Consider the following 17,124-nt stretch of genomic DNA (forward strand, 5'->3'; position numbering starts at 1 on the left):
CTGGTGGTTCGGTCTGTTTTTAGTCTGGGTCCGGCATCAGCGCGGCGCCGGTCACGCGGCCGGCAGCAGGGCGCGCATGCGCGTGGCGGCCGCTTCCGGCACGGCGCGCGGCCGCAGCGCCGAATCGACGCAGCCGACCTTGACGCGCGCCGTATTGAGGAGGGTCGTGCCGCACCACGCTTCCTGCCGGAACACGACGGAAGCACGGCCCAGCTTCTCGATAGTCAACGTTAAGTTTAGTACATCGTCCAGCTTGGCCGGCGCATGATAGTCCGCGCTCACGTTCTTGACGACAAACATCGCATCGTGCTCGGCCAGCAAGACCTGCTGACCGATGCCGACGGCGCGCAGCCACTCGGTCCGGGCCCGCTCGAAGAATTTGAGGTAGTTTGCGTAGTAGACGATGCCGCCCGCGTCCGTATCCTCGTAGTAGACACGGACTTCCCAGGTGAACTCTGATGGCATGGTTGAATTGCTAGTGTTATTGGGCAACATCATACGTCATTTTTTGAAAACGTTGCCGAAAGTTTTCTATTGCGAAACTGCTCAGGCGGGCATTAAAGCAAATCCCCGCCGCGCACGTGACGGCTGTAACAAAGGCTTACGAATGGCGCTTATGATGCCGTCCGCTTGATGGCGAACGGCGCGAAGCCCTGGCAGGTCGGCATCAGCTCGATCAGGTTGACGTTCACGTGCGGCGGCAGCGTGGCGATCCAGTAGGCGGTGGCGGCGATATCTTCCGCGCTCAAAGGCGTCGTGCCTTCGTAGACCTTGGCCGCGGCCGCGTCGTCGCCCTTGAAGCGCACGTTGGAGAATTCGGTGCCGCCGCACAGGCCCGGCGCCAGGTTGGTGGCGCGCACGCCGGTGCCGACCAGGTCGGCGCGCAGATTGAGCGTGAACTGTTCGACGAACGCCTTGGTGGCGCCATACACATTGCCGCCCGGGTAGGGGTAGTGGCCGGCGACGGAACCCAGGTTGATGACCAGGCCGCTGTTGCGGGCCACCATGCCCGGCAGCACGGCGCGCGTCATCGTCACCAGGCCGCTGCAGTTGGTGGCGATCATCGTCTCCCAGTCTTCCAGCACGGCCTCGTGCGCCGGCTTGATGCCCAGCGCCAGGCCGGCATTATTGATCAGCACGTCGATGTCGCGCCAGCCGGCCGGCAGCGCCGCCAGCGCGGCCTGGATGGCGGCCTTGTCGGTGACGTCCAGCGGCACCGTGCGCACGTTCGGGCCCAGTTCGAAGGCGAGGGCGTCCAGGCGGTCCTCGCGGCGGCCCGCGATCAATACCTTGTGGCCGTTGCCGGCGAAAACGCGCGCCATCGCGGCGCCGAAGCCGGCCGTCGCGCCGGTAATGAAGACGATCATGTGTGCATCCCGTATCAAATGGAGGGGCAAGGACAGACGACAAACCCGTCGATTGTAGCCGATCCGACAGTATTGTCATGAATTCTCACGGATTCCCACCAGCCACGCCCATCTCCACGGCGAATCTTGCTTTTTCCTCCACTTCTTGCTCTCCGGGAGCACTTCCCCTACAATCCTGACTCCATTTATGTCTCACGTAACTGGCGAAAAGCGGCGCGGTCCCCGGACTGGCGCGCGAAGGTGGGGTCCCACCGGGGAACGTGAGATTTCAACAGCCGTTCGCCTGGGCAGCCACGATGGAAGCGCGCGTTTGCGCGCCCGGGCTGCCGACGAAGTGCCGGCGGCGTCATTCGATCCTATCTGCCAGTCCTAATCGGAGTTAAACCATGTTCGCAAAAGATCACACCCTCGCCGCCATCGATCCCGAGCTGTTCGGCGCCATCCAGAACGAGAACCGCCGCCAGCACGACCACATCGAGCTGATCGCCTCGGAGAACTACACCTCCCCGGCCGTCATGCAGGCGCAGGGTTCGCAGCTGACCAACAAGTATGCCGAAGGCTACCCGGGCAAGCGCTACTACGGCGGCTGCGAATACGTCGACGTCGTCGAGCAGCTGGCCATCGACCGTGTCAAGCAGCTGTTCGGCGCGGAAGCGGCCAACGTGCAGCCGAACTCGGGCTCGCAGGCCAACCAGGGCGTGTTCTTCGCCGTGCTGAAGCCGGGCGACACGATCATGGGCATGTCGCTGGCCGAAGGCGGCCACCTGACCCACGGCATGGCGCTGAACATGTCCGGCAAATGGTTCAACGTGGTTTCCTACGGCCTGACCGCCGAGGAAGACATCGACTACGACGCGATGGAAAAGCTGGCCCACGAGCACAAGCCGAAGCTGATCGTGGCCGGCGCGTCCGCCTTCTCGAAGAAGATCGACTGGGAGCGCTTCGCCAAGGTCGCCAAGGCCATCGGCGCCTACTTCATGGTCGACATGGCCCACTACGCCGGCCTGATCGCCGCCGGCCTGTACCCGAACCCGGTGCCGCACGCCGACTTCGTCACGTCCACCACGCACAAGTCGCTGCGCGGCCCGCGCGGCGGCATCATCCTGATGAAGGCCGAGCACGAGAAGATCATCAACTCGGCCATCTTCCCCGGCATCCAGGGCGGCCCGCTGATGCACGTGATCGCCGGCAAGGCCGTCGCGTTCAAGGAAGCGCTGGGCGAGGACTTCAAGGCCTACCAGGCGCAAGTGATCAAGAACGCCGACGTGCTGGCCAAAACGCTGATCAAGCGTGGCCTGCGCATCGTTTCCGGCGGCACCGAGTCGCACGTGTTCCTGGTCGACCTGCGCGCCAAGAACCTGACCGGCAAGGAAGCCGAGGCGATCCTGGGCAGCGCCCACATCACCTGCAACAAGAACGGCATTCCGAACGACCCGCAGAAGCCGTTCGTCACGTCCGGCATCCGCCTGGGCAGCCCGGCCATGACGACGCGCGGCTTCAAGGAAGCGGAAGCCGAGGAAGTGGGCAACCTGATCGCCGACGTGCTGGACAACCCGCACGACGCCGCCACCATCGAGCGTGTCAAGGCCGCCGTCAAGGTGCTGGCCGACAAATATCCGGTCTACGCGGCCTGATCAGCGGTTCGAAATACGGTCAGGCTTTACGGGCCTGACCGGGGTTGTTACCATGCGAGCGCCGGACTGCGAGGTCCGGCGCTTTTTTATCCCTTGATTTGCTCTGTCCATGAAATGTCCGTTCTGCCAGCACGATGAAATCCACGTCCTCGATACCCGTGTATCGGAGGAGGGGGACGCCATCAAGCGCCGCCGGCGCTGCGGCAAATGCGACAAGCGCTTCACCACGTATGAGCGGATCGAACTTTCGATGCCCTTCGTGGTCAAGAAGAATGGCAGCCGCACCGAATTCTCGGAAGCCAAGCTGCGCGACAGCCTGATGCTGGCGCTGCGCAAGCGGCCGGTGGCGGCCGCGTCCGTCGACCTGGCGGTGCAGTCGATCACGGAAAAGCTGCTGACCAGCGGCAAGCGCGAAGTCGAGTCGAACCATATCGGCGAGCTCGTCATGCAGGAATTGAAGCGGCTGGACAAGGTCGCCTACATCCGCTTCGCCTCCGTCTACAAGAACTTCGAAGACCTGGCCGAGTTTCAGGACGCCATCGAGGAAGCGGGGCAAGAGCGCAAGCCGCGCGCCGACTGAGTTACGCCGAGTGACGGGGTCGGACCCGTCGGGTCCGACCCCAGCTTTCCGGCGATCCGGCTTTTCGCTCTACGCAATCCCGCTGCGCAACTTCCACTCGGAAATTCTCGCCATAAACAGCTCATCCTTGAGATAACTCAACCGTTGACCGGCATCGTCGCCTAACTTGTCAGCGGGAGGTGCGTCATGCGTGTCGCCGGGGGATTCACATTGATCGAAGTGCTGGTCGCCGTGCTGGTGCTGGCTGTCGGCCTGGTCGGCGGCACGGCCATGCAGCTGCACGCAATGCGCGCGCGCCAGGAATCGGCGCTGCTGTCGACCGCCGTGCAGGCTGCCGCGGCAATGGCCGAGCGAATCCGCGCCAACGCTGGCCAGCGCCCGGTCTACTTGAGCCTGGATTATGACGCCGCCATCGAACCCACTCCGGCCCCGCCGCGCAGCCTGTGCCAGGACACCGCCTGCGCACCGGCGGCCCTGGCGGCGCTGGACGTTTACGAGCTGAAGCGCATGGTCCGCACCAGCCTGCCTGCCGGGCGTGCCCGGGTATGCCGCGATGCGCATGCGTGGCATGCCGGCCGGCTGCGCTGGCCATGCAGCGCCGCGCCCGGCGCGCCTGTCGTGGTGAAGATCGGCTGGCGCGGCAAGAACCCGGACGGCACGCCGCTGGCGGACGACGACAGCGGTGTCGTCGCCGGTGTGGCGATGGCGGTGGCGGGAGTGGCGCCATGACGGGTCCGCGCCGCTGCACCGGCGTCGGTCTCGCCGAAATGCTGGTGGCCCTGGTGCTGGGCATGCTGGTCGCGCTGGCGTCGGCCGCCATGCTGGCCAGCGCCAATGGCGACTTCCTGCTCCAGGGCGCCAGTACGCGGCTGAACGACGGTGGCCGCTATGCGCTGGCGCTGGTCGGCCAGTCACTGCGCCAGGCCGGGTATGCCGACCCTGCCGGCCCCGGCGCATTGCCGGCGGAGGAGGGCGCCGCCATCGGCGGGCTCGATGCCCGCAGCGTCAGCCGCACGGGGCCGGGCATCGCGGCCGGGCTGCCGGCGGCCGTCAACGGCAGCGACGTGCTGGCCGTGCGCTTTGGCGGCTCGGGCAGCGGCGGCGGCGACGGCTCGGTCAGCGACTGTGCCGGCTTTGCCGTCGGCGCGGGCGCACAGGGCTGGAGCATCTTCTATGTGGCGCGGGGCGACGATGGCGAGGCCGAGCTGCGCTGCAAGTACCGCGCCGACAGCGGCGGCTGGAGCGCCGATGCCGTAGTGCGCGGCGTCGACAGCTTCCAGGTGCTGTACGGCGTCGATGCCGACACGCCGGCCGATGGCGTCGCCAACCGCTTCCTGAACGCCACGGCGATTGACGCGCTGGATGCGACGCTGGACGTTCGTGGCGACACGGCCAGCGAGCGCGCGCTGGACCGTCGCCGGCGCTCGCACTGGCACCGTGTCGTCACCGTACGGGTCGCACTGTTGCTGCACGGCGAGGCCGGCATGCGCGATGGCGGGCGGCCGCTGCGTTACGCGTTGTTCGGGGAAACCTACGCGGCGGCCGATCCGGGCACGCGTATCGACGAGGCGACGCTGCCGACCCCGTTGCGCGCGCGGCCGCGCCGCCTGTTCGAAACGGCCGTGACGGTGCGCAACCGGGGCGGGCTGTGAGCCGCGCCTGCAGGTGCCGGCAACGCGGGGTGACGTTGGTGGTCAGCCTGCTGATGCTGGCGGCCGTGTTGCTGCTGGCGGCGTCGTCCGCCAGCGTGGCACTGATGGGAGAAAAGTCGGCGCGCGCCGAGCGGGACCGGCACATCGCGCTGCAAGCGGCGGAGGATGCGTTGATGGATGCGGAACTGGAAATCGAAGGGCTGGCCGCCGTGCCGGCGGAGCGGCGCGCGCTGCTGCGCGCACCGGACAGCTTCGGAGCCGGCTGCGGCAGCGGCCTGGCATTGGGCCTGTGTGCCCGCGGCGCCGCTGGCGAGCCGCCGCCGTGGCAGGCCGTCGACCTGGCGGACGCCAGCCGCAGCGTGGCACTGGGCAGCTTTACCGGCACCGTCACGGAAAGCGCCGATGGCTTGCTGCCCCTGCGTAAGCCCCGTTACATCGTCGAGCGGCTGCCGTACCGGCCGCCCGGTGCGGAAGCCGGTGCCGCCGAGGGCTACCTGTACCGCGTGACGGCGGTTGGCTTCGGCAGCCGGCCCGGTACGCAGGTCGTGCTGCAATCGACCTGGCGTCCGGCGGACGAGTGAGGCCAGGATGCGGGCGCGAGCATTGACCCTGGCGCTGCCGCTGCTGCTGACGTTGTTCGCCGCGCTGATGGCTCGGGCGGCCGAGCGGGGCATGGGCGAGCAGGCTGCGTTGGGCTGCGACACGTATGCGCGTACGGTGCACGGTGCGGCATTGAGCGTGCCGCGCGGCAGGCTTGCGCCCACGGGCCCGGAAGAGGCCAGCGTGTTCCGCGCCGCCTATGAACTGGCCCGCGGCAGCGGCACGTTGACGCGTACGCCGCTGGTGCGCGACGCGGACGGGGCGTTGCGCCTGCAGGCGCCGTCGTGGGATGCCGGGATTCTGCTGGCGCGCACGGACCTGGCTGCGCGGCGCATTCATACGTTCGATGGCGGCCGCACGGTGCCGTTCCTGTGGGAGCAGCTGCCCGGCGCGTTGCAGGCGGCGTTGAGCTGGCCGCCGCTGGCTGGCGTGGATGCGGCCGGGCCGGCGCGGCTGGCGTGGCTGCGCGGCGAGCGCCGGTTGGAGGGACGCGGGCTGCGCGTGCGCAGCGGGGTGCTGGGCGACGCGGTGCACGGCGCTCCCGTGTTTGCCGGCGCTGCCACCAGTCTGCCGTCGCGTGTCGGCGAAGCGGCGTATGGCGCGTTCCGCCGGATTGCATCGCGCCGCGTCCCCGCCGTCTACCTGGGCGCCAACGACGGCATGCTGCATGCGTTCGACGCGCGCAGCGGCGCCGAGCTGTTCGCCTACGTGCCGGCCTTGCTGGCGCACGCGCTGGGTGCCCTGACGGCGCCGGACTACGTGCACCGGCCCTACGTGGACGGACCGTTGGCGCTGGGCGAAGCCAGCATCGACGGCGCCTGGCGTACCGTGCTGGTGGCATCGCCCGGCATGGGCGCGCGCGGCCTGTTCGCACTCGACGTCACGGACCCGGCCGAATTCACGACCGCCTTGTGGGAATTCGGCGAGCGCGACGATCCAGCCATCGGCAATGTGCTGGCCCCGGCCCAGGTGGCGCGGCTGCAGGTGCGCGAACGGGCCGGCGTGCCGCAGTACCGCGACTTTGCACTGGCCGGGAATGGCAGCGGCAGCGCCGCCGGCACGGCCGCGTTGTTCGTGCTGGCGCTGGACAAGCCACCGTTGGCAGCCTGGCGACGCGACGTCAGCTTCTATCGGCTCGATCTGCCGCCGGGGGAACCGGGATCGGCCAATGCCCTGTCGGCGCCAGCGCTGGTGCCGGACGCCGACGACATCGTGCGCCACGCCTATGCCGGCGACCTGCAGGGCAACCTGTGGCGCTTCGATTTCACGCGGCCGGCGCCCTGGCGCGGCGGGGTGCCGCGCCGGCCCGTGTTCGTGGCGCGCGACGCGGCCGGCACGCCCCAGCCGATCACGCAGCAGCCGAAGGTCGTGCACGCGCTCGGCGGCGGGTATTTGGTGCTGTTCGGCACCGGCCAGCTGCAGTCGCGCGCGGAGCGTGATCCGGCCCGCTTCACGCCGCAGTCGTTCTATGCCGTGTACGACGATCCGGCCTTGCCGCGGCCGGCCAGCGTGCTGACGCGCGCCGACCTGCTGGAGCGGCGGCTGCACCGTGCCGCCTCGGCCGGCAGCGGCTTTACCGTGGCGGGACGCAACCAGGCCGTGGGGGCCGGCGAGCGTCCGAAAGGCTGGTACCTGGACTTTGCCGACAGCGCGACAAGCGGCGAGCGCAGCATCGCCAGCGCGACGGTGACGGACGGTAACGTGGCCTTCAATACAGTATTGCCAGGCCAGGACCCGTGCGCCGACAGCGCCAGTCGCGCCTACGTGCTCGATGCCCTGTCGGGTTTCACGCCCGGCGATGGCGGAACTCCCATCAGCGGCAACGTAACGGGGTCGCTGCTGCCGGAATTCGCCGATGGCCCGCCGCTGCTGTTGGCGCGGCCGCCTGCCCATGTACCTGGGGCGCCGGCTCTGCCGGGCATGCGCCGGCAGGTAATGCGTACGACAGATCACCTGGCGTTGGGTGCCGCTGGCACGGTGACGCGTGGGGCGGCCAGCCGCGCCAGCCGGCCGGCCGGGCGCCTGAGCTGGCGCGAGGTGCTGAACTGGCGCCAGCTGCATGCCGCGGCCACGCGGCACGGTGGCGGTGCCGGGAGACCGCCATGAGTGCCGCAGAGGGCCGCCGGTACCTGCGCCAGCGGGCTTTTACGCTGCCGGAAGCGCTGGTGGCGTTGGCCGTCTGCGGCATCGTCGGTGCGGTGGCGCTGCCCACCTACCAGGAGCAACTGGTCCGGGCGCGCCGTACCGAAGCGCAGGCAGCATTGCAGCGCCTGATGCAGCAGCAGGAGCGCTACTACACGCTGCACAACCGCTATGTCGCGTTCGGGCCTGACAGCACGGACGGCGATGCGCGGCAGTTCCGCTGGTGGTCCGGCACGAGGCCGGAGCGCAGCGCGTATGAGATCGCGGGCCAGCCGTGCGACGACCAGCCGCTGGACGAATGCGTGCAATTGGTCGCCACCCCTGGTACGCGCCGGGTCGACGTTCACTTCAGGGATGCACCATGCGGCCAACTGATCCTGACCAGCTTGGGCGAGCGGCGCGCCAGCGGCGCCGACCCGCGCTGCTGGCGCTGAGCGCGGCGTTCACGCTGGTCGAAGCGCTGATCGCGCTGGCCGTGGCCGGCGTGCTGCTGGGCGCGGCCGTCCCGGACCTGCGCGCATTCGCCGCGCGCCAGCAGATCCGGGCCGCCGCGACCGACCTGCTGGCGGCGTTGCACCTGGCGCGGGCCCAGGCGCTGGGGCGGGGCGAGATCGTCGTCGTGGCGCCCGGCGAGGCGCGCGGAATCGCCTGGGAGCGCGGCTGGGTGGTGTTTGCCGACCGCGACGGCGACGGCCGGCCCGGGGCCGGCGACGAAGTGCTGTTCCGCCATGGCCCGGTGGCGGACGGGCTGCGCATCTGGGCGCGGCTGTCGGCCGCTGCGCCGCCCTGGTATGTCGCCTATAATAGTGCCGGCCGTTCATGCCGTGCCGGCAATGCCAGTGCCGCCAACTGGGGCACGCTGTCGCTGCGCACGGGGGACGAGGCACGCAACATCAAGATCAACATGCTGGGCCGCGCAAGGCTGTGCGATCCGACCCGCGACAGCGGCTGCGAAGCGGCGGCGGAATGACCTGGCAAGGCAGACAGGAAGCGATGAACGACACGAACATCGGCAACGACGGCGAAGGCATGCGCCTGGCCCTGCAATGGGCGGAGAAGGGCCTGTACACGACCTCGCCCAACCCCCACATCGGCTGCGTGATCGTCAAGAATGGCGTCGTCATCGGCGCGGGCGTCACGCAGCCCGTCGGCCAGGATCACGCGGAAATCCAGGCGCTGAAGGACGCGGCGCGGCGCGGCCACGACGTGCACGGCGCGACGGCCTACGTCACCCTGGAACCGTGCAGCCATTACGGCCGCACGCCGCCCTGCTGCGACGCGCTGGTGCGCGCCGGGCTGGGGCGGGTGGTGGCGGCGATGGAAGACCCGAATCCGCTGGTGGCGGGGCAGGGCATGGCGCGGCTGGCGGCAGCCGGTATCGAGGTGGCGGTGCTGTCAGGCCCGCTGGCGGACGAGGCCTATGAACTGAATATCGGCTTCTTCTCGCGCATGCGCCGTCAGCTGCCGTGGGTGCGCCTGAAGACGGCGGCCAGCCTGGACGGCATGACGGCGCTGCACGACGGCAGCAGCCAATGGATCACGGGCGCGGCGGCGCGCGCCGACGGGCATGCCTGGCGCGCCCGCGCCTGCGCGATCTTGACCGGCATCGGCACCGTCAAGGCCGACGATCCGCAACTGAACGTGCGCGCCGTCGAGACGCCGCGCCAGCCGCGCCGCATCGTGGTGGACAGCCGGCTGGAAATCGATCCGAACGCCAAGGTGCTGGCCGGCGGTGGCACGCTGGTCGTGGCGGCTGTACGCGATCACGACAAGGAAGCGCGGCTGCGCGACCTGGGCGCGGAGGTCATCACGCTGGCCAATGCGCATGGCAAGGTGGACCTGCCGGAACTGATGCGCGAGCTGGGCCGGCGCCAGGTCAACGAGCTGCACGTGGAGGCGGGCACCAAGTTGAACGGCTCGCTGGTGCGCGAACGCTGCGTCGACGAGCTGCTGGTCTACCTGGCGCCCACCCTGCTGGGCGACGCGCAGGGCATGTTCGCGCTGCCTGCGCTGGCCAGCCTGGAACACAAACGCACCCTGAAATTTCATGAAGTGCGCAGCGTCGGCGAAGACCTGCGCATCCTGGCCCGCTTCACGGACCAGGCCACCAACTAGACAACCCGGCGCCGCTGCGGCGCCGCCAACCACAGGAATCGAGCATGTTTACTGGAATCGTCGCCGCCGTCGGCAAGATCAAGACCGTCACCCCGCTGCCGGGTGGCCATGACGCAGGCGTACGCCTGGACATCGACGCGGGCCCGTTGCCGCTGGCGGACGTCGGCCTGGGCGACTCGATCGCCATCAACGGCGCCTGCATGACGGTGGTGGAAAAGACGGAGCACTCGTTCGTCGTCGACGTCTCGCGCGAGAGCCTGAACTGCACCGCCGGCCTGGACACGCCCGCCGAAGTGAACCTGGAAAAGGCGCTGACCCTGGCCGAGCGCCTGGGCGGCCACCTGGTATCGGGCCACGTGGACGGCCTGGGCACCGTGCGCAAGTTCGAGCCCGTGGGCGAATCGTACGAACTGGTGGTGGAAGCGCCGCGCGAGCTGGCCAAGTACCTGGCGTTCAAGGGCTCGGTCGTCGTCAACGGCGTCTCGCTGACGGTGAATCGCGTCGAGGACGTGGCCGAAGGCTGCCGTTTCTCGATCAACCTGATCCCGCACACGATCCAGGTCACGACCCTGAAGCACCTGAAGGTGGGGTCGAAGGTCAACCTGGAAATCGACCTGATCGCGCGCTACGTCGAGCGCATGCTGTCGGTGGAGCAGAAGAGCAGCTGAAGCGCTGCGGGCCTGGGTCTTTCCCCGGTAAGTCAGGACGTTGCGCTTGCCGGCGGCGCCACGAGGGGACTGGCCCCGAAGTTCGGCAGCGCTGCGCCGGATTACCCAACTTCAGGTCTGTCCCTGTGCAGGGACAGACCCCTGCCGGATTCTATGCCGGCACATCCGTACGCAATTCGATCAGCTCTGCAAGCGACTGGCGGAACTCGGCGATCGAGTCATCGAGCCAGGCGACGTGCGCAAGAATATCTTCCAGCCGTGCCGTGACGCCGCGGGCGCGGGCCTCTTCAGCCCTGGCCATCTCCGTGTCCCGCATCGCCTCGAGGTCCGCCAGCCGCTGGCGGATCTCATCGATCGTGCGCTGCTGTGGCGATGGCGCCGCCCACGCTTCCGGCCGCCGCGCCGCGCAGTAGCGCGCGACGACGTCCGCCCCCAGCCTGCCAGCCCGTACCGTCAGTCCTTCGGCGTGGGCGAACGCGCGGATATCGTCGGCCGCCACGTAGCTGACGTGCAGGCCCGCATCGTGCAGCTCGAATGCGATGGCCTGCGCCAGGAAGTCTCCCTGCACCACGCAAAAGTGCACTGCTTCCAGCCCCGTCTTCTGCTTGCGGAACCACTCGATCAGCTCGTCCTCCCCGTCGTGCGTCGCGTCAAGCGAGCGGGTCTTCCATTTGCCATCCACCAGCAGCGCGCCATCGAGCCTGCGCTTGCCCACCTCCACGCCGGCAACGGCGTTCCCCATCAATGTCACATCAGTCCTCTCAGGTTATTGCTCGACACGTGCGGGGGCCTGCCTCGTCCGCACCGCCGCGATAAAGCCCTCGGGATCATCCAGGCCCAGGTAAATCTGGTGCACCGGCCGCAATGGCCCGAGCAAGCCGGGCAGCCGTATGCCGGCCTGCAAGGTCAGCGCTACGTTCAGCGCGCCGCACTGCCGCAGCCGTATGACGCCGCGCCGGCGGCGCACGTCGTTGCCGCAGCGGTCGATCGCGACGATGCTGGACAGCGGGATCGCCTGGTCCGCCGCCAGCACGCCGTAGCGCAGCAGCAGTGTCGCGCCGTCCAGCGACACCGGGCGCCAGCGCGTGGTATTCGGCAACCAGATAGAGCAAGGTCCACAACTGCAGGCCATCGGCGGCCCAGGCCATCCAGGGCGCCGGCGCCACGAAGTGCAGCAGCAGGTGCACCAGCGGCAGCTCGATCAGCAGCACGAAGATGAACGCGGCCTGCGTCGAGGCATTGCCCTGGTTGGCATGGTACGTGAAATGCCGGTCGCCGCGGAAGCGCAGCGCCGCGCCGTCGCGCAGGAACAGCCCGTAGTACCAGGCGCGCGCCTCGAACAGGAACGCGGGTGCCAGCTTGCCGAAACGCGTGGTCAATTCGCTGGCGAGCGCCTCGTCGACGTTGCCGCGCGTGCGCACCAGGGCGCGCACGCGGCCGACCAGCGCGAGCACCAGCCATGCCTCCAGCCCGATCTGCAGCGCGGGCATCAGTGCCAGTTGTCCTCGAAGGTGTGCCACAGATCCTTGGCAGCCGATGGCACGACCGCGCTGCCGAACAGCAGCGGCCACTCGGGCCCGGCCCGGCCATGATCGTTCAGGATATTCGGCACGCGGTAGGAGGCGGCATGGCCGCCGGCCAGCACCAGCAGGGCGACGATGCACCAGGTTTTGCGCCGATCGAGCGATCTCATGGGATTTGTCCGGAAGCCAGTCCCGGAGTATAGCGAATTATCCGCTCTGCAATTGCCGCGGCCATCGACTGGATGCCGCTTTCTGGGCGTGCTTGGGTATCATGGCGACGAGATCAGCCTGGCGCCGTGGGCGGCCGCGTGGGCATGACCTCTCGCGACCTCGACCAATGCCTTCTTGTCGCCGTTCCATTGGGGCAGCTGAGCGGGTGGAAGCGGCAGGATGTTGTCCAGGTTCGGCAGGCGTAGGTCGGGATTCCAATGCAGGGCGTCGTCCAGTACAAGGTAGCGCTCGGACCGCGCCGTGTCCAGGTGCGGGACCAGCATGTCCGAGAGGTTAGTCGGACGCTCGAACTCGACAAACAGCAACCTGGCACAGTCCGCGCATCCCAGTCTGATTCCTTGTTGCAGCGTCTGGAGCGCCAATGCTTTGGTGGCGGCAGTCCGCGGCCCGGATGGGTTTCCATTGGCTAAGCGTGGCCACGCGTGCATCTCGAACAAGCTGTACGCTGCAGGGCCATATCCCTGGCCGAGAGCACATTCGAGCATCTTGGTAGCGATGGGAATATTGGCCCAGAACCCGTCCTTCGGGCTGTCCCACGTCGCCGATATTTTGTCGCCGAGGTACGCCATCGCATGCGGGCTACCCATCTCCGCCGCCTTCTGCCAGAACGCGAAGGCGCGGGTAGCGTCCGCCGGCACGCCGACACCTTCCATGTAGTACGTACCCATCCTGTCGTAAGCAGCAGGGATGCCAAGCCGCATCGCCTCTTCCACCAGCGCCAGGGCGTCGTCCGGGCCGTGGGGCGGGTCGCGCTTTTCCCGATAGAGGCTCGCCAGGTTGAGCATGGCTTTCCAGTGGCGCCGCTCGGTCGCAGCGCGTGTCAGCTGTACGATCTTCTTGTAATCGCGGTCTTCTTCCCACGTGTCCGGGCCTTCCAGCGCCCGCGCCTCGTGGAACCACGCGTCGGCCTGCGCATCGATGGGCGGCACCTTGGCAGCCTCGATCTCGCAGGTAAAACCAGTGCGGTGCGGATTGAAGAGGGCGAGTTCTTCGTTGCGCGGCAATGCCTGCTCGGCCTTGTAGCTGCGGTATGGCACCTGGAATGCCATGTACAGGCAGGCTGCGGCAAGCGCTGTCAGCATGCCGTAGGAGAGCTTGCGCAGTTTTGGGTGTTTCATTGTCGGCCATATCGGTAAGGGGTGCCGGGATGGCCCTGGAAGGCCGGGCGACGCCCGTCCTCGCTACCGAGGCGTGCCCTGCCGGCTGCCGTGCCGTGGAAGTGCCCAGGCATCACAGCGACGAGATCAGCTTGGCACCGCAGGCGGTCATATCGCCGTCGTATGCGTAGGGGCGGCCCTGATGCCTGGCACCGGCACCGTCCGGCTGGATAGGGTAGTCGCCCTTGCACTTCGGGCAGGTCGTCATGTCCCCGGCAAGTGCGGCTTCCAGGCCCATCACGAATTCGGGAAGGGCTGTCCCGCGGCCAGCCAAGCCTGGCGCCATGGCTGGCTGAGCGCGGCGCTTGCGGGATGCCCGGACGGGACGCAGGTCGTAGGCGGCGCCGAGGTGCGCGCGGCCGTTTGCCTGCGACGCCGCGCCCGGCTCGGCCTGGGGCCGCTTGAGCGTCACGCCTTTCGCGGCCTCGATCAATGCCTTCTTGTCGCCGTTCCACTGGGGAAGCTGGGCGGGTGAGAGGGGCAGGATTTTATCCAGGTTGGGTAGGCGCAGGTCGGGGTTGGAGCGCAGGGCGTCGTCCAGTATGTAGTAACGCTCTGATCGTGCCTTGTCTAGGTGCGGAACCAGCATGTCCGCGAGGTCATGCGGGCGCTCGAATTCAACAAATAGGAAGCGGGCACAGTCTGCGCAGCCCAGCCTGATTCCCTGTTGCAGCGTCCGCAGCGCCTGCGCCTTGGTCGCGGCGTTCCTCGGTCCGGACCGGCTACCGTTTGGCGAACGTGGCCATGCCTGAAGATAGTACAGAGTGGATGCTGCCGGGCCGTAGCCCTGGCCGAGAGCGCATCCGAGCATCTTGGTTGCGACCGGGATGTTAGCCCAGAACCCATCTTTAGGACTATCCCACGTCGCCGATATTTTGTCGCCGAGGTACGCCATCGCATGCGGGCTGCCCATCTCCGCCGCCTTCTGCCAGAACGCGAAGGCGCGGGTAGCATCCGCCGGCACGCCGAGGCCTTCCATGTAGTACGTCCCCATCCTGTCGTAAGCTGCAGGGATGCCAAGCCGCATCGCCTCTTCCACCAGCGCCAGGGCGTCGTCCGGGCCGTGGGGCGGGTCGCGCTTTTCCAGATAGAGGCTCGCCAGGTTGAGCATGGCTTTCCAGTGGCGCCGCTCGGTCGCAGCACGTGTCAGCTGTACGATCTTCTTGTAATCGCGGTCTACTTCCCACGTGTCCGGGCCTTCCAGCGCCCGGGCCTCGTGGAACCACGCGTCGGCCTGCGCATCGATGGGCGGCACCTTGGTGGCCTCGATCTCGCAGGTAAAGCCAGTGCGGTGCGGATTGAAGAGGGCGAGTTTTTCGTTGCGCGGCAATGCCTGCTCGGCCTTGTAGCTGCGGTATGGCACCTGGAATGCCATGTACAGGCAGGCTGCGGCAAGCGCTGTCAGCATGCCGTAGGAAAGCTTGCGCAGTTTTGGGTGTTTCATCGTCAGCCAGTTCGGTTAGAGGGGCCGGGATGGCCCTGGAAGGCGGGGCGACACCTGTCCTCGCTACCGAGGCGTGCCCTGCCGGATGCCGTGCCGTGGAAGTGCCCAGGCATCACAGTGATGAGATCAGCTTGGCACCGCAGGCGGTCATATCGCCGTCGTATGCGTAGGGGCGACCCTTGTGCTTTGCACCAGCACCGTCGGGCTTGATTGGGAAGTCGCCCTTGCACTTCGGGCAGGTCGTCATGTCCCCCGCAAGCGCGGCTTCGGCGCCCATCACGATCGTGCCCGACGACACGGAGGTCACGTGTCCGCCATGGTCGGTTTTGTCGTTCTTGCGGATCACACCGCGTCCCTGGTGTTTCATGTTGTCTAACACCCTAAGCGTTCGAGGACGTGCCGGCTTCCATCAGGTGCCACGTCAGTTCGGCGGGATCGAATGGCGGCTCGCCGCCATGCCATGGATTCGGGAACGGCTGTCCTGCAACCAGCCAGGCCTGGCGCCATGGCTGGTTGAGTGCGGCGCTTGCAGGATGCACGGACGGCAGCCATGGCTGCCACACGCCCGTCGCCGGGCAGGGCATGTCGGCGGCGCATGAGAGTCCCAGTTCGGCAGGGAGGATTTCGCGTGCGATGCCCGCGACGGCGAGCGGCGCGATTACTTCGTGGTCCCGATGCACCGTGATGAAACGCCGCCACACTAAGCCGGCAATCGGCGCGGCGCCTGCCACGCTAGGGTCGAACACCTTGTCGAACGGCTCGCCTGATTGGTACAGGCCCGGCGCAACGCTTGCGAGGTGCGTCTGCAATTGCGCCGACCCGCCGGGTGCCGTTGGCGCCCAATATCCCGCGCACGGCGCCGTGCCTGTGGTCGTCGTGTCGTCGCAGGGACGCAGCTCGTAGGCAGCGTCGCGGTGCGCGCGGCCGTTTGCCTGCGACGGCGCGCCTGGCTCGGCCTGCGGCCGCTTGAGCGTGACGCCTTTCGCGGCCTCGATCAATGCCTTCTTGTCGCCGTTCCACTGGGGCAGCTGGGCGGGTGGAAGCGGCAGGATCTTGTCCAGGTTGGGCAGGCGTAGGTCGGGATTCCAATCCAGGGCGTCATACACAACACGGTAGCGCTCGGACCGTGCCTTGTCCAGGTGCGGGACCAGCATGTCCGCGAGGTCGACCGGACGATCGAATTCAACTAACAGGAAGCGGGCACAGTCCGCGCAGCCCAGCCTGATTCCCTGTTGCAGCGTCCGCAGCGCCTGCGCCTTGGTCGCGGCGGTCCTAGGTCCGGACGGGCTACCGTTGGGCGAACGTGGCCAGGCCTGTAGATAGTACAGAGTGGATGCTGCCGGGCCGTAGCCTTGGCCGAGAGCGCATCCGAGCATCTTGGTTGCGACCGGGATGTTTGCCCAGAACCCATCTTTAGGACTATCCCACGTCGCCGCTATTTTGTCGCCGAGGTACGCCATCGCATGCGGGCTGCCCATCTCCGCGGCCTTCTGCCAGAACGCGAAGGCGCGGGTAGCGTCCGCCGGCACGCCGACGCCTTCCATGTAGTACGTACCCATCCTGTCGTAAGCCGCAGGGATGCCGAGCCGCATCGCCTCTTCCACCAGCGCGAGGGCGTCGTCCGCGTGGTGAGGCGGATCACGCCTTTCCAGGTACAGGCTGGCGAGGTTCAGCATCGCCTTCCAGTGGCGCCGCTCCGCCGCGGCGCGCGTCAGCTGGACGATCTTCTTGTAGTCGCGGTCCTCTTCCCACGTGTCCGGGTCTTCCAGCGCCCGGGCCTCGTGGAACCACGCGTCGGCCTGCACATCGATGCGCGGCACTTTGGTGGCTTCGATCTCACAGGTGAACGCCGGCCTGTGCGGATTGAAGAGGGGAAGTTGTTCGTTGCGCGGCAATGCCTGCTCGGCCTTGTAGTAGGTATATGGCACTTTGAATCCCATGAAGAAGCAGACGGCAGCAACCGCTGCGAGTACGGCGTAAGCGAGCTTACGCAAATGAGGTGCTTTCATCG

Annotated in this window: 19 protein-coding genes and 1 riboswitch; of the genes, 10 read left to right on the forward strand and 9 right to left on the reverse strand. The window is 67.7% G+C overall.

Annotation, left to right across the window (positions count from 1 at the left end; all coding sequences use genetic code 11):
* Positions 1 to 51: 51 nt before the first annotated feature.
* Positions 52 to 465, reverse strand: coding sequence for a tol-pal system-associated acyl-CoA thioesterase (ybgC, locus tag E7V67_007615; GenBank protein WUR14966.1), 414 nt, complete (start codon positions 463 to 465; stop codon positions 52 to 54).
* A gap of 149 nt (positions 466 to 614) precedes the next feature.
* Positions 615 to 1,367 (reverse strand): SDR family NAD(P)-dependent oxidoreductase, encoded by a 753-nt coding sequence (locus E7V67_007620; protein WUR14967.1) that lies wholly within the window; start codon positions 1,365 to 1,367, stop codon positions 615 to 617.
* A gap of 186 nt (positions 1,368 to 1,553) precedes the next feature.
* Positions 1,554 to 1,663, forward strand: a riboswitch (ZMP/ZTP riboswitch).
* Between the two features lie 90 nt (positions 1,664 to 1,753).
* On the opposite strand from E7V67_007620, the gene glyA reads away from it, so the two are divergent.
* From glyA to E7V67_007670, 10 genes are all read left to right on the forward strand, one after another.
* Positions 1,754 to 3,001 (forward strand): serine hydroxymethyltransferase, encoded by a 1,248-nt coding sequence (gene glyA, locus E7V67_007625; protein WUR14968.1) that lies wholly within the window; start codon positions 1,754 to 1,756, stop codon positions 2,999 to 3,001.
* Between the two features lie 109 nt (positions 3,002 to 3,110).
* Entirely contained in the window at positions 3,111 to 3,581 is a 471-nt protein-coding gene (nrdR, locus tag E7V67_007630) for a transcriptional regulator NrdR (GenBank protein ID WUR14969.1), read from the forward strand.
* 186 nt (positions 3,582 to 3,767) lie between these two features.
* Complete coding sequence (pilV, locus tag E7V67_007635) at positions 3,768 to 4,310, forward strand: type IV pilus modification protein PilV (protein WUR14970.1); 543 nt, start codon at positions 3,768 to 3,770, stop codon at positions 4,308 to 4,310.
* Positions 4,307 to 5,233, forward strand: a complete 927-nt coding sequence (locus E7V67_007640; protein WUR14971.1) for a PilW family protein — start codon at positions 4,307 to 4,309, stop codon at positions 5,231 to 5,233. Before pilV ends, E7V67_007640 begins: the two co-directional genes overlap by 4 nt.
* 29 nt (positions 5,234 to 5,262) lie before the next feature.
* Positions 5,263 to 5,814: a pilus assembly protein gene (locus E7V67_007645; GenBank protein WUR14972.1), complete on the forward strand. Its 552-nt coding sequence runs from the start codon at positions 5,263 to 5,265 to the stop codon at positions 5,812 to 5,814.
* Positions 5,815 to 5,821: 7 nt separating this feature from the next.
* The gene (locus tag E7V67_007650) at positions 5,822 to 7,939 is read left to right on the forward strand and encodes a PilC/PilY family type IV pilus protein (protein ID WUR14973.1); all 2,118 of its coding nucleotides are present in this window, start codon (positions 5,822 to 5,824) and stop codon (positions 7,937 to 7,939) included.
* A complete protein-coding gene (locus E7V67_007655) occupies positions 7,936 to 8,409 on the forward strand; it encodes a type IV pilin protein (protein ID WUR14974.1) in 474 nt (157 codons plus the stop codon). The genes E7V67_007650 and E7V67_007655 overlap by 4 nt, the downstream gene beginning before the upstream one ends.
* Complete coding sequence (locus E7V67_007660) at positions 8,337 to 8,945, forward strand: GspH/FimT family pseudopilin (protein ID WUR14975.1); 609 nt, start codon at positions 8,337 to 8,339, stop codon at positions 8,943 to 8,945. The genes E7V67_007655 and E7V67_007660 overlap by 73 nt, the downstream gene beginning before the upstream one ends.
* 59 nt (positions 8,946 to 9,004) lie before the next feature.
* Positions 9,005 to 10,090: a bifunctional diaminohydroxyphosphoribosylaminopyrimidine deaminase/5-amino-6-(5-phosphoribosylamino)uracil reductase RibD gene (gene ribD / locus E7V67_007665; protein ID WUR16239.1), complete on the forward strand. Its 1,086-nt coding sequence runs from the start codon at positions 9,005 to 9,007 to the stop codon at positions 10,088 to 10,090.
* Between the two features lie 44 nt (positions 10,091 to 10,134).
* Entirely contained in the window at positions 10,135 to 10,758 is a 624-nt protein-coding gene (locus E7V67_007670) for a riboflavin synthase (GenBank protein ID WUR14976.1), read from the forward strand.
* Between the two features lie 151 nt (positions 10,759 to 10,909).
* On the opposite strand, the gene E7V67_007675 is transcribed toward E7V67_007670, so the two are convergent.
* From E7V67_007675 to E7V67_007705, 7 genes are all read right to left on the reverse strand, one after another.
* Positions 10,910 to 11,500, reverse strand: coding sequence for a hypothetical protein (locus E7V67_007675; protein ID WUR14977.1), 591 nt, complete (start codon positions 11,498 to 11,500; stop codon positions 10,910 to 10,912).
* Between the two features lie 85 nt (positions 11,501 to 11,585).
* The gene (locus E7V67_007680; GenBank protein WUR14978.1) at positions 11,586 to 12,248 is read right to left on the reverse strand and encodes a hypothetical protein; all 663 of its coding nucleotides are present in this window, start codon (positions 12,246 to 12,248) and stop codon (positions 11,586 to 11,588) included.
* Entirely contained in the window at positions 12,248 to 12,451 is a 204-nt protein-coding gene (locus tag E7V67_007685; GenBank protein ID WUR14979.1) for a hypothetical protein, read from the reverse strand. The genes E7V67_007680 and E7V67_007685 overlap by 1 nt, the downstream gene beginning before the upstream one ends.
* A 99-nt stretch (positions 12,452 to 12,550) precedes the next feature.
* Positions 12,551 to 13,630 (reverse strand): DUF6396 domain-containing protein, encoded by a 1,080-nt coding sequence (locus E7V67_007690; protein WUR14980.1) that lies wholly within the window; start codon positions 13,628 to 13,630, stop codon positions 12,551 to 12,553.
* Positions 13,631 to 13,742: 112 nt separating this feature from the next.
* Positions 13,743 to 15,113 (reverse strand): PAAR domain-containing protein, encoded by a 1,371-nt coding sequence (locus E7V67_007695; protein ID WUR14981.1) that lies wholly within the window; start codon positions 15,111 to 15,113, stop codon positions 13,743 to 13,745.
* A 112-nt stretch (positions 15,114 to 15,225) separates the two neighbouring features.
* Positions 15,226 to 15,480, reverse strand: a complete 255-nt coding sequence (locus E7V67_007700; protein WUR14982.1) for a PAAR domain-containing protein — start codon at positions 15,478 to 15,480, stop codon at positions 15,226 to 15,228.
* Positions 15,481 to 15,493: 13 nt separating this feature from the next.
* Positions 15,494 to 17,122: a DUF6396 domain-containing protein gene (locus E7V67_007705; GenBank protein ID WUR16240.1), complete on the reverse strand. Its 1,629-nt coding sequence runs from the start codon at positions 17,120 to 17,122 to the stop codon at positions 15,494 to 15,496.
* Between the last annotated feature and the right edge of the window lie 2 nt (positions 17,123 to 17,124).

The sequence above is a fragment of the [Empedobacter] haloabium genome, assembly GCA_008011715.2.
In the GTDB taxonomy this organism is placed as follows: domain Bacteria; phylum Pseudomonadota; class Gammaproteobacteria; order Burkholderiales; family Burkholderiaceae_D; genus Rugamonas; species Rugamonas haloabia.

Coding starts and splice junctions, on each gene's coding strand:
- ybgC (WUR14966.1), bottom strand. CDS start 465: ATGCCATCAGAGTTCACCTGGGAAGTCCGTGTCTACTACGAGGATACG.
- E7V67_007620 (WUR14967.1), bottom strand. CDS start 1,367: ATGATCGTCTTCATTACCGGCGCGACGGCCGGCTTCGGCGCCGCGATG.
- glyA (WUR14968.1), top strand. CDS start 1,754: ATGTTCGCAAAAGATCACACCCTCGCCGCCATCGATCCCGAGCTGTTC.
- nrdR (WUR14969.1), top strand. CDS start 3,111: ATGAAATGTCCGTTCTGCCAGCACGATGAAATCCACGTCCTCGATACC.
- pilV (WUR14970.1), top strand. CDS start 3,768: ATGCGTGTCGCCGGGGGATTCACATTGATCGAAGTGCTGGTCGCCGTG.
- E7V67_007640 (WUR14971.1), top strand. CDS start 4,307: ATGACGGGTCCGCGCCGCTGCACCGGCGTCGGTCTCGCCGAAATGCTG.
- E7V67_007650 (WUR14973.1), top strand. CDS start 5,822: ATGCGGGCGCGAGCATTGACCCTGGCGCTGCCGCTGCTGCTGACGTTG.
- E7V67_007655 (WUR14974.1), top strand. CDS start 7,936: ATGAGTGCCGCAGAGGGCCGCCGGTACCTGCGCCAGCGGGCTTTTACG.
- E7V67_007660 (WUR14975.1), top strand. CDS start 8,337: ATGCGGCCAACTGATCCTGACCAGCTTGGGCGAGCGGCGCGCCAGCGG.
- ribD (WUR16239.1), top strand. CDS start 9,005: ATGCGCCTGGCCCTGCAATGGGCGGAGAAGGGCCTGTACACGACCTCG.
- E7V67_007670 (WUR14976.1), top strand. CDS start 10,135: ATGTTTACTGGAATCGTCGCCGCCGTCGGCAAGATCAAGACCGTCACC.
- E7V67_007675 (WUR14977.1), bottom strand. CDS start 11,500: ATGGGGAACGCCGTTGCCGGCGTGGAGGTGGGCAAGCGCAGGCTCGAT.
- E7V67_007680 (WUR14978.1), bottom strand. CDS start 12,248: ATGCCCGCGCTGCAGATCGGGCTGGAGGCATGGCTGGTGCTCGCGCTG.
- E7V67_007685 (WUR14979.1), bottom strand. CDS start 12,451: ATGAGATCGCTCGATCGGCGCAAAACCTGGTGCATCGTCGCCCTGCTG.
- E7V67_007690 (WUR14980.1), bottom strand. CDS start 13,630: ATGAAACACCCAAAACTGCGCAAGCTCTCCTACGGCATGCTGACAGCG.
- E7V67_007695 (WUR14981.1), bottom strand. CDS start 15,113: ATGAAACACCCAAAACTGCGCAAGCTTTCCTACGGCATGCTGACAGCG.
- E7V67_007700 (WUR14982.1), bottom strand. CDS start 15,480: ATGAAACACCAGGGACGCGGTGTGATCCGCAAGAACGACAAAACCGAC.
- E7V67_007705 (WUR16240.1), bottom strand. CDS start 17,122: ATGAAAGCACCTCATTTGCGTAAGCTCGCTTACGCCGTACTCGCAGCG.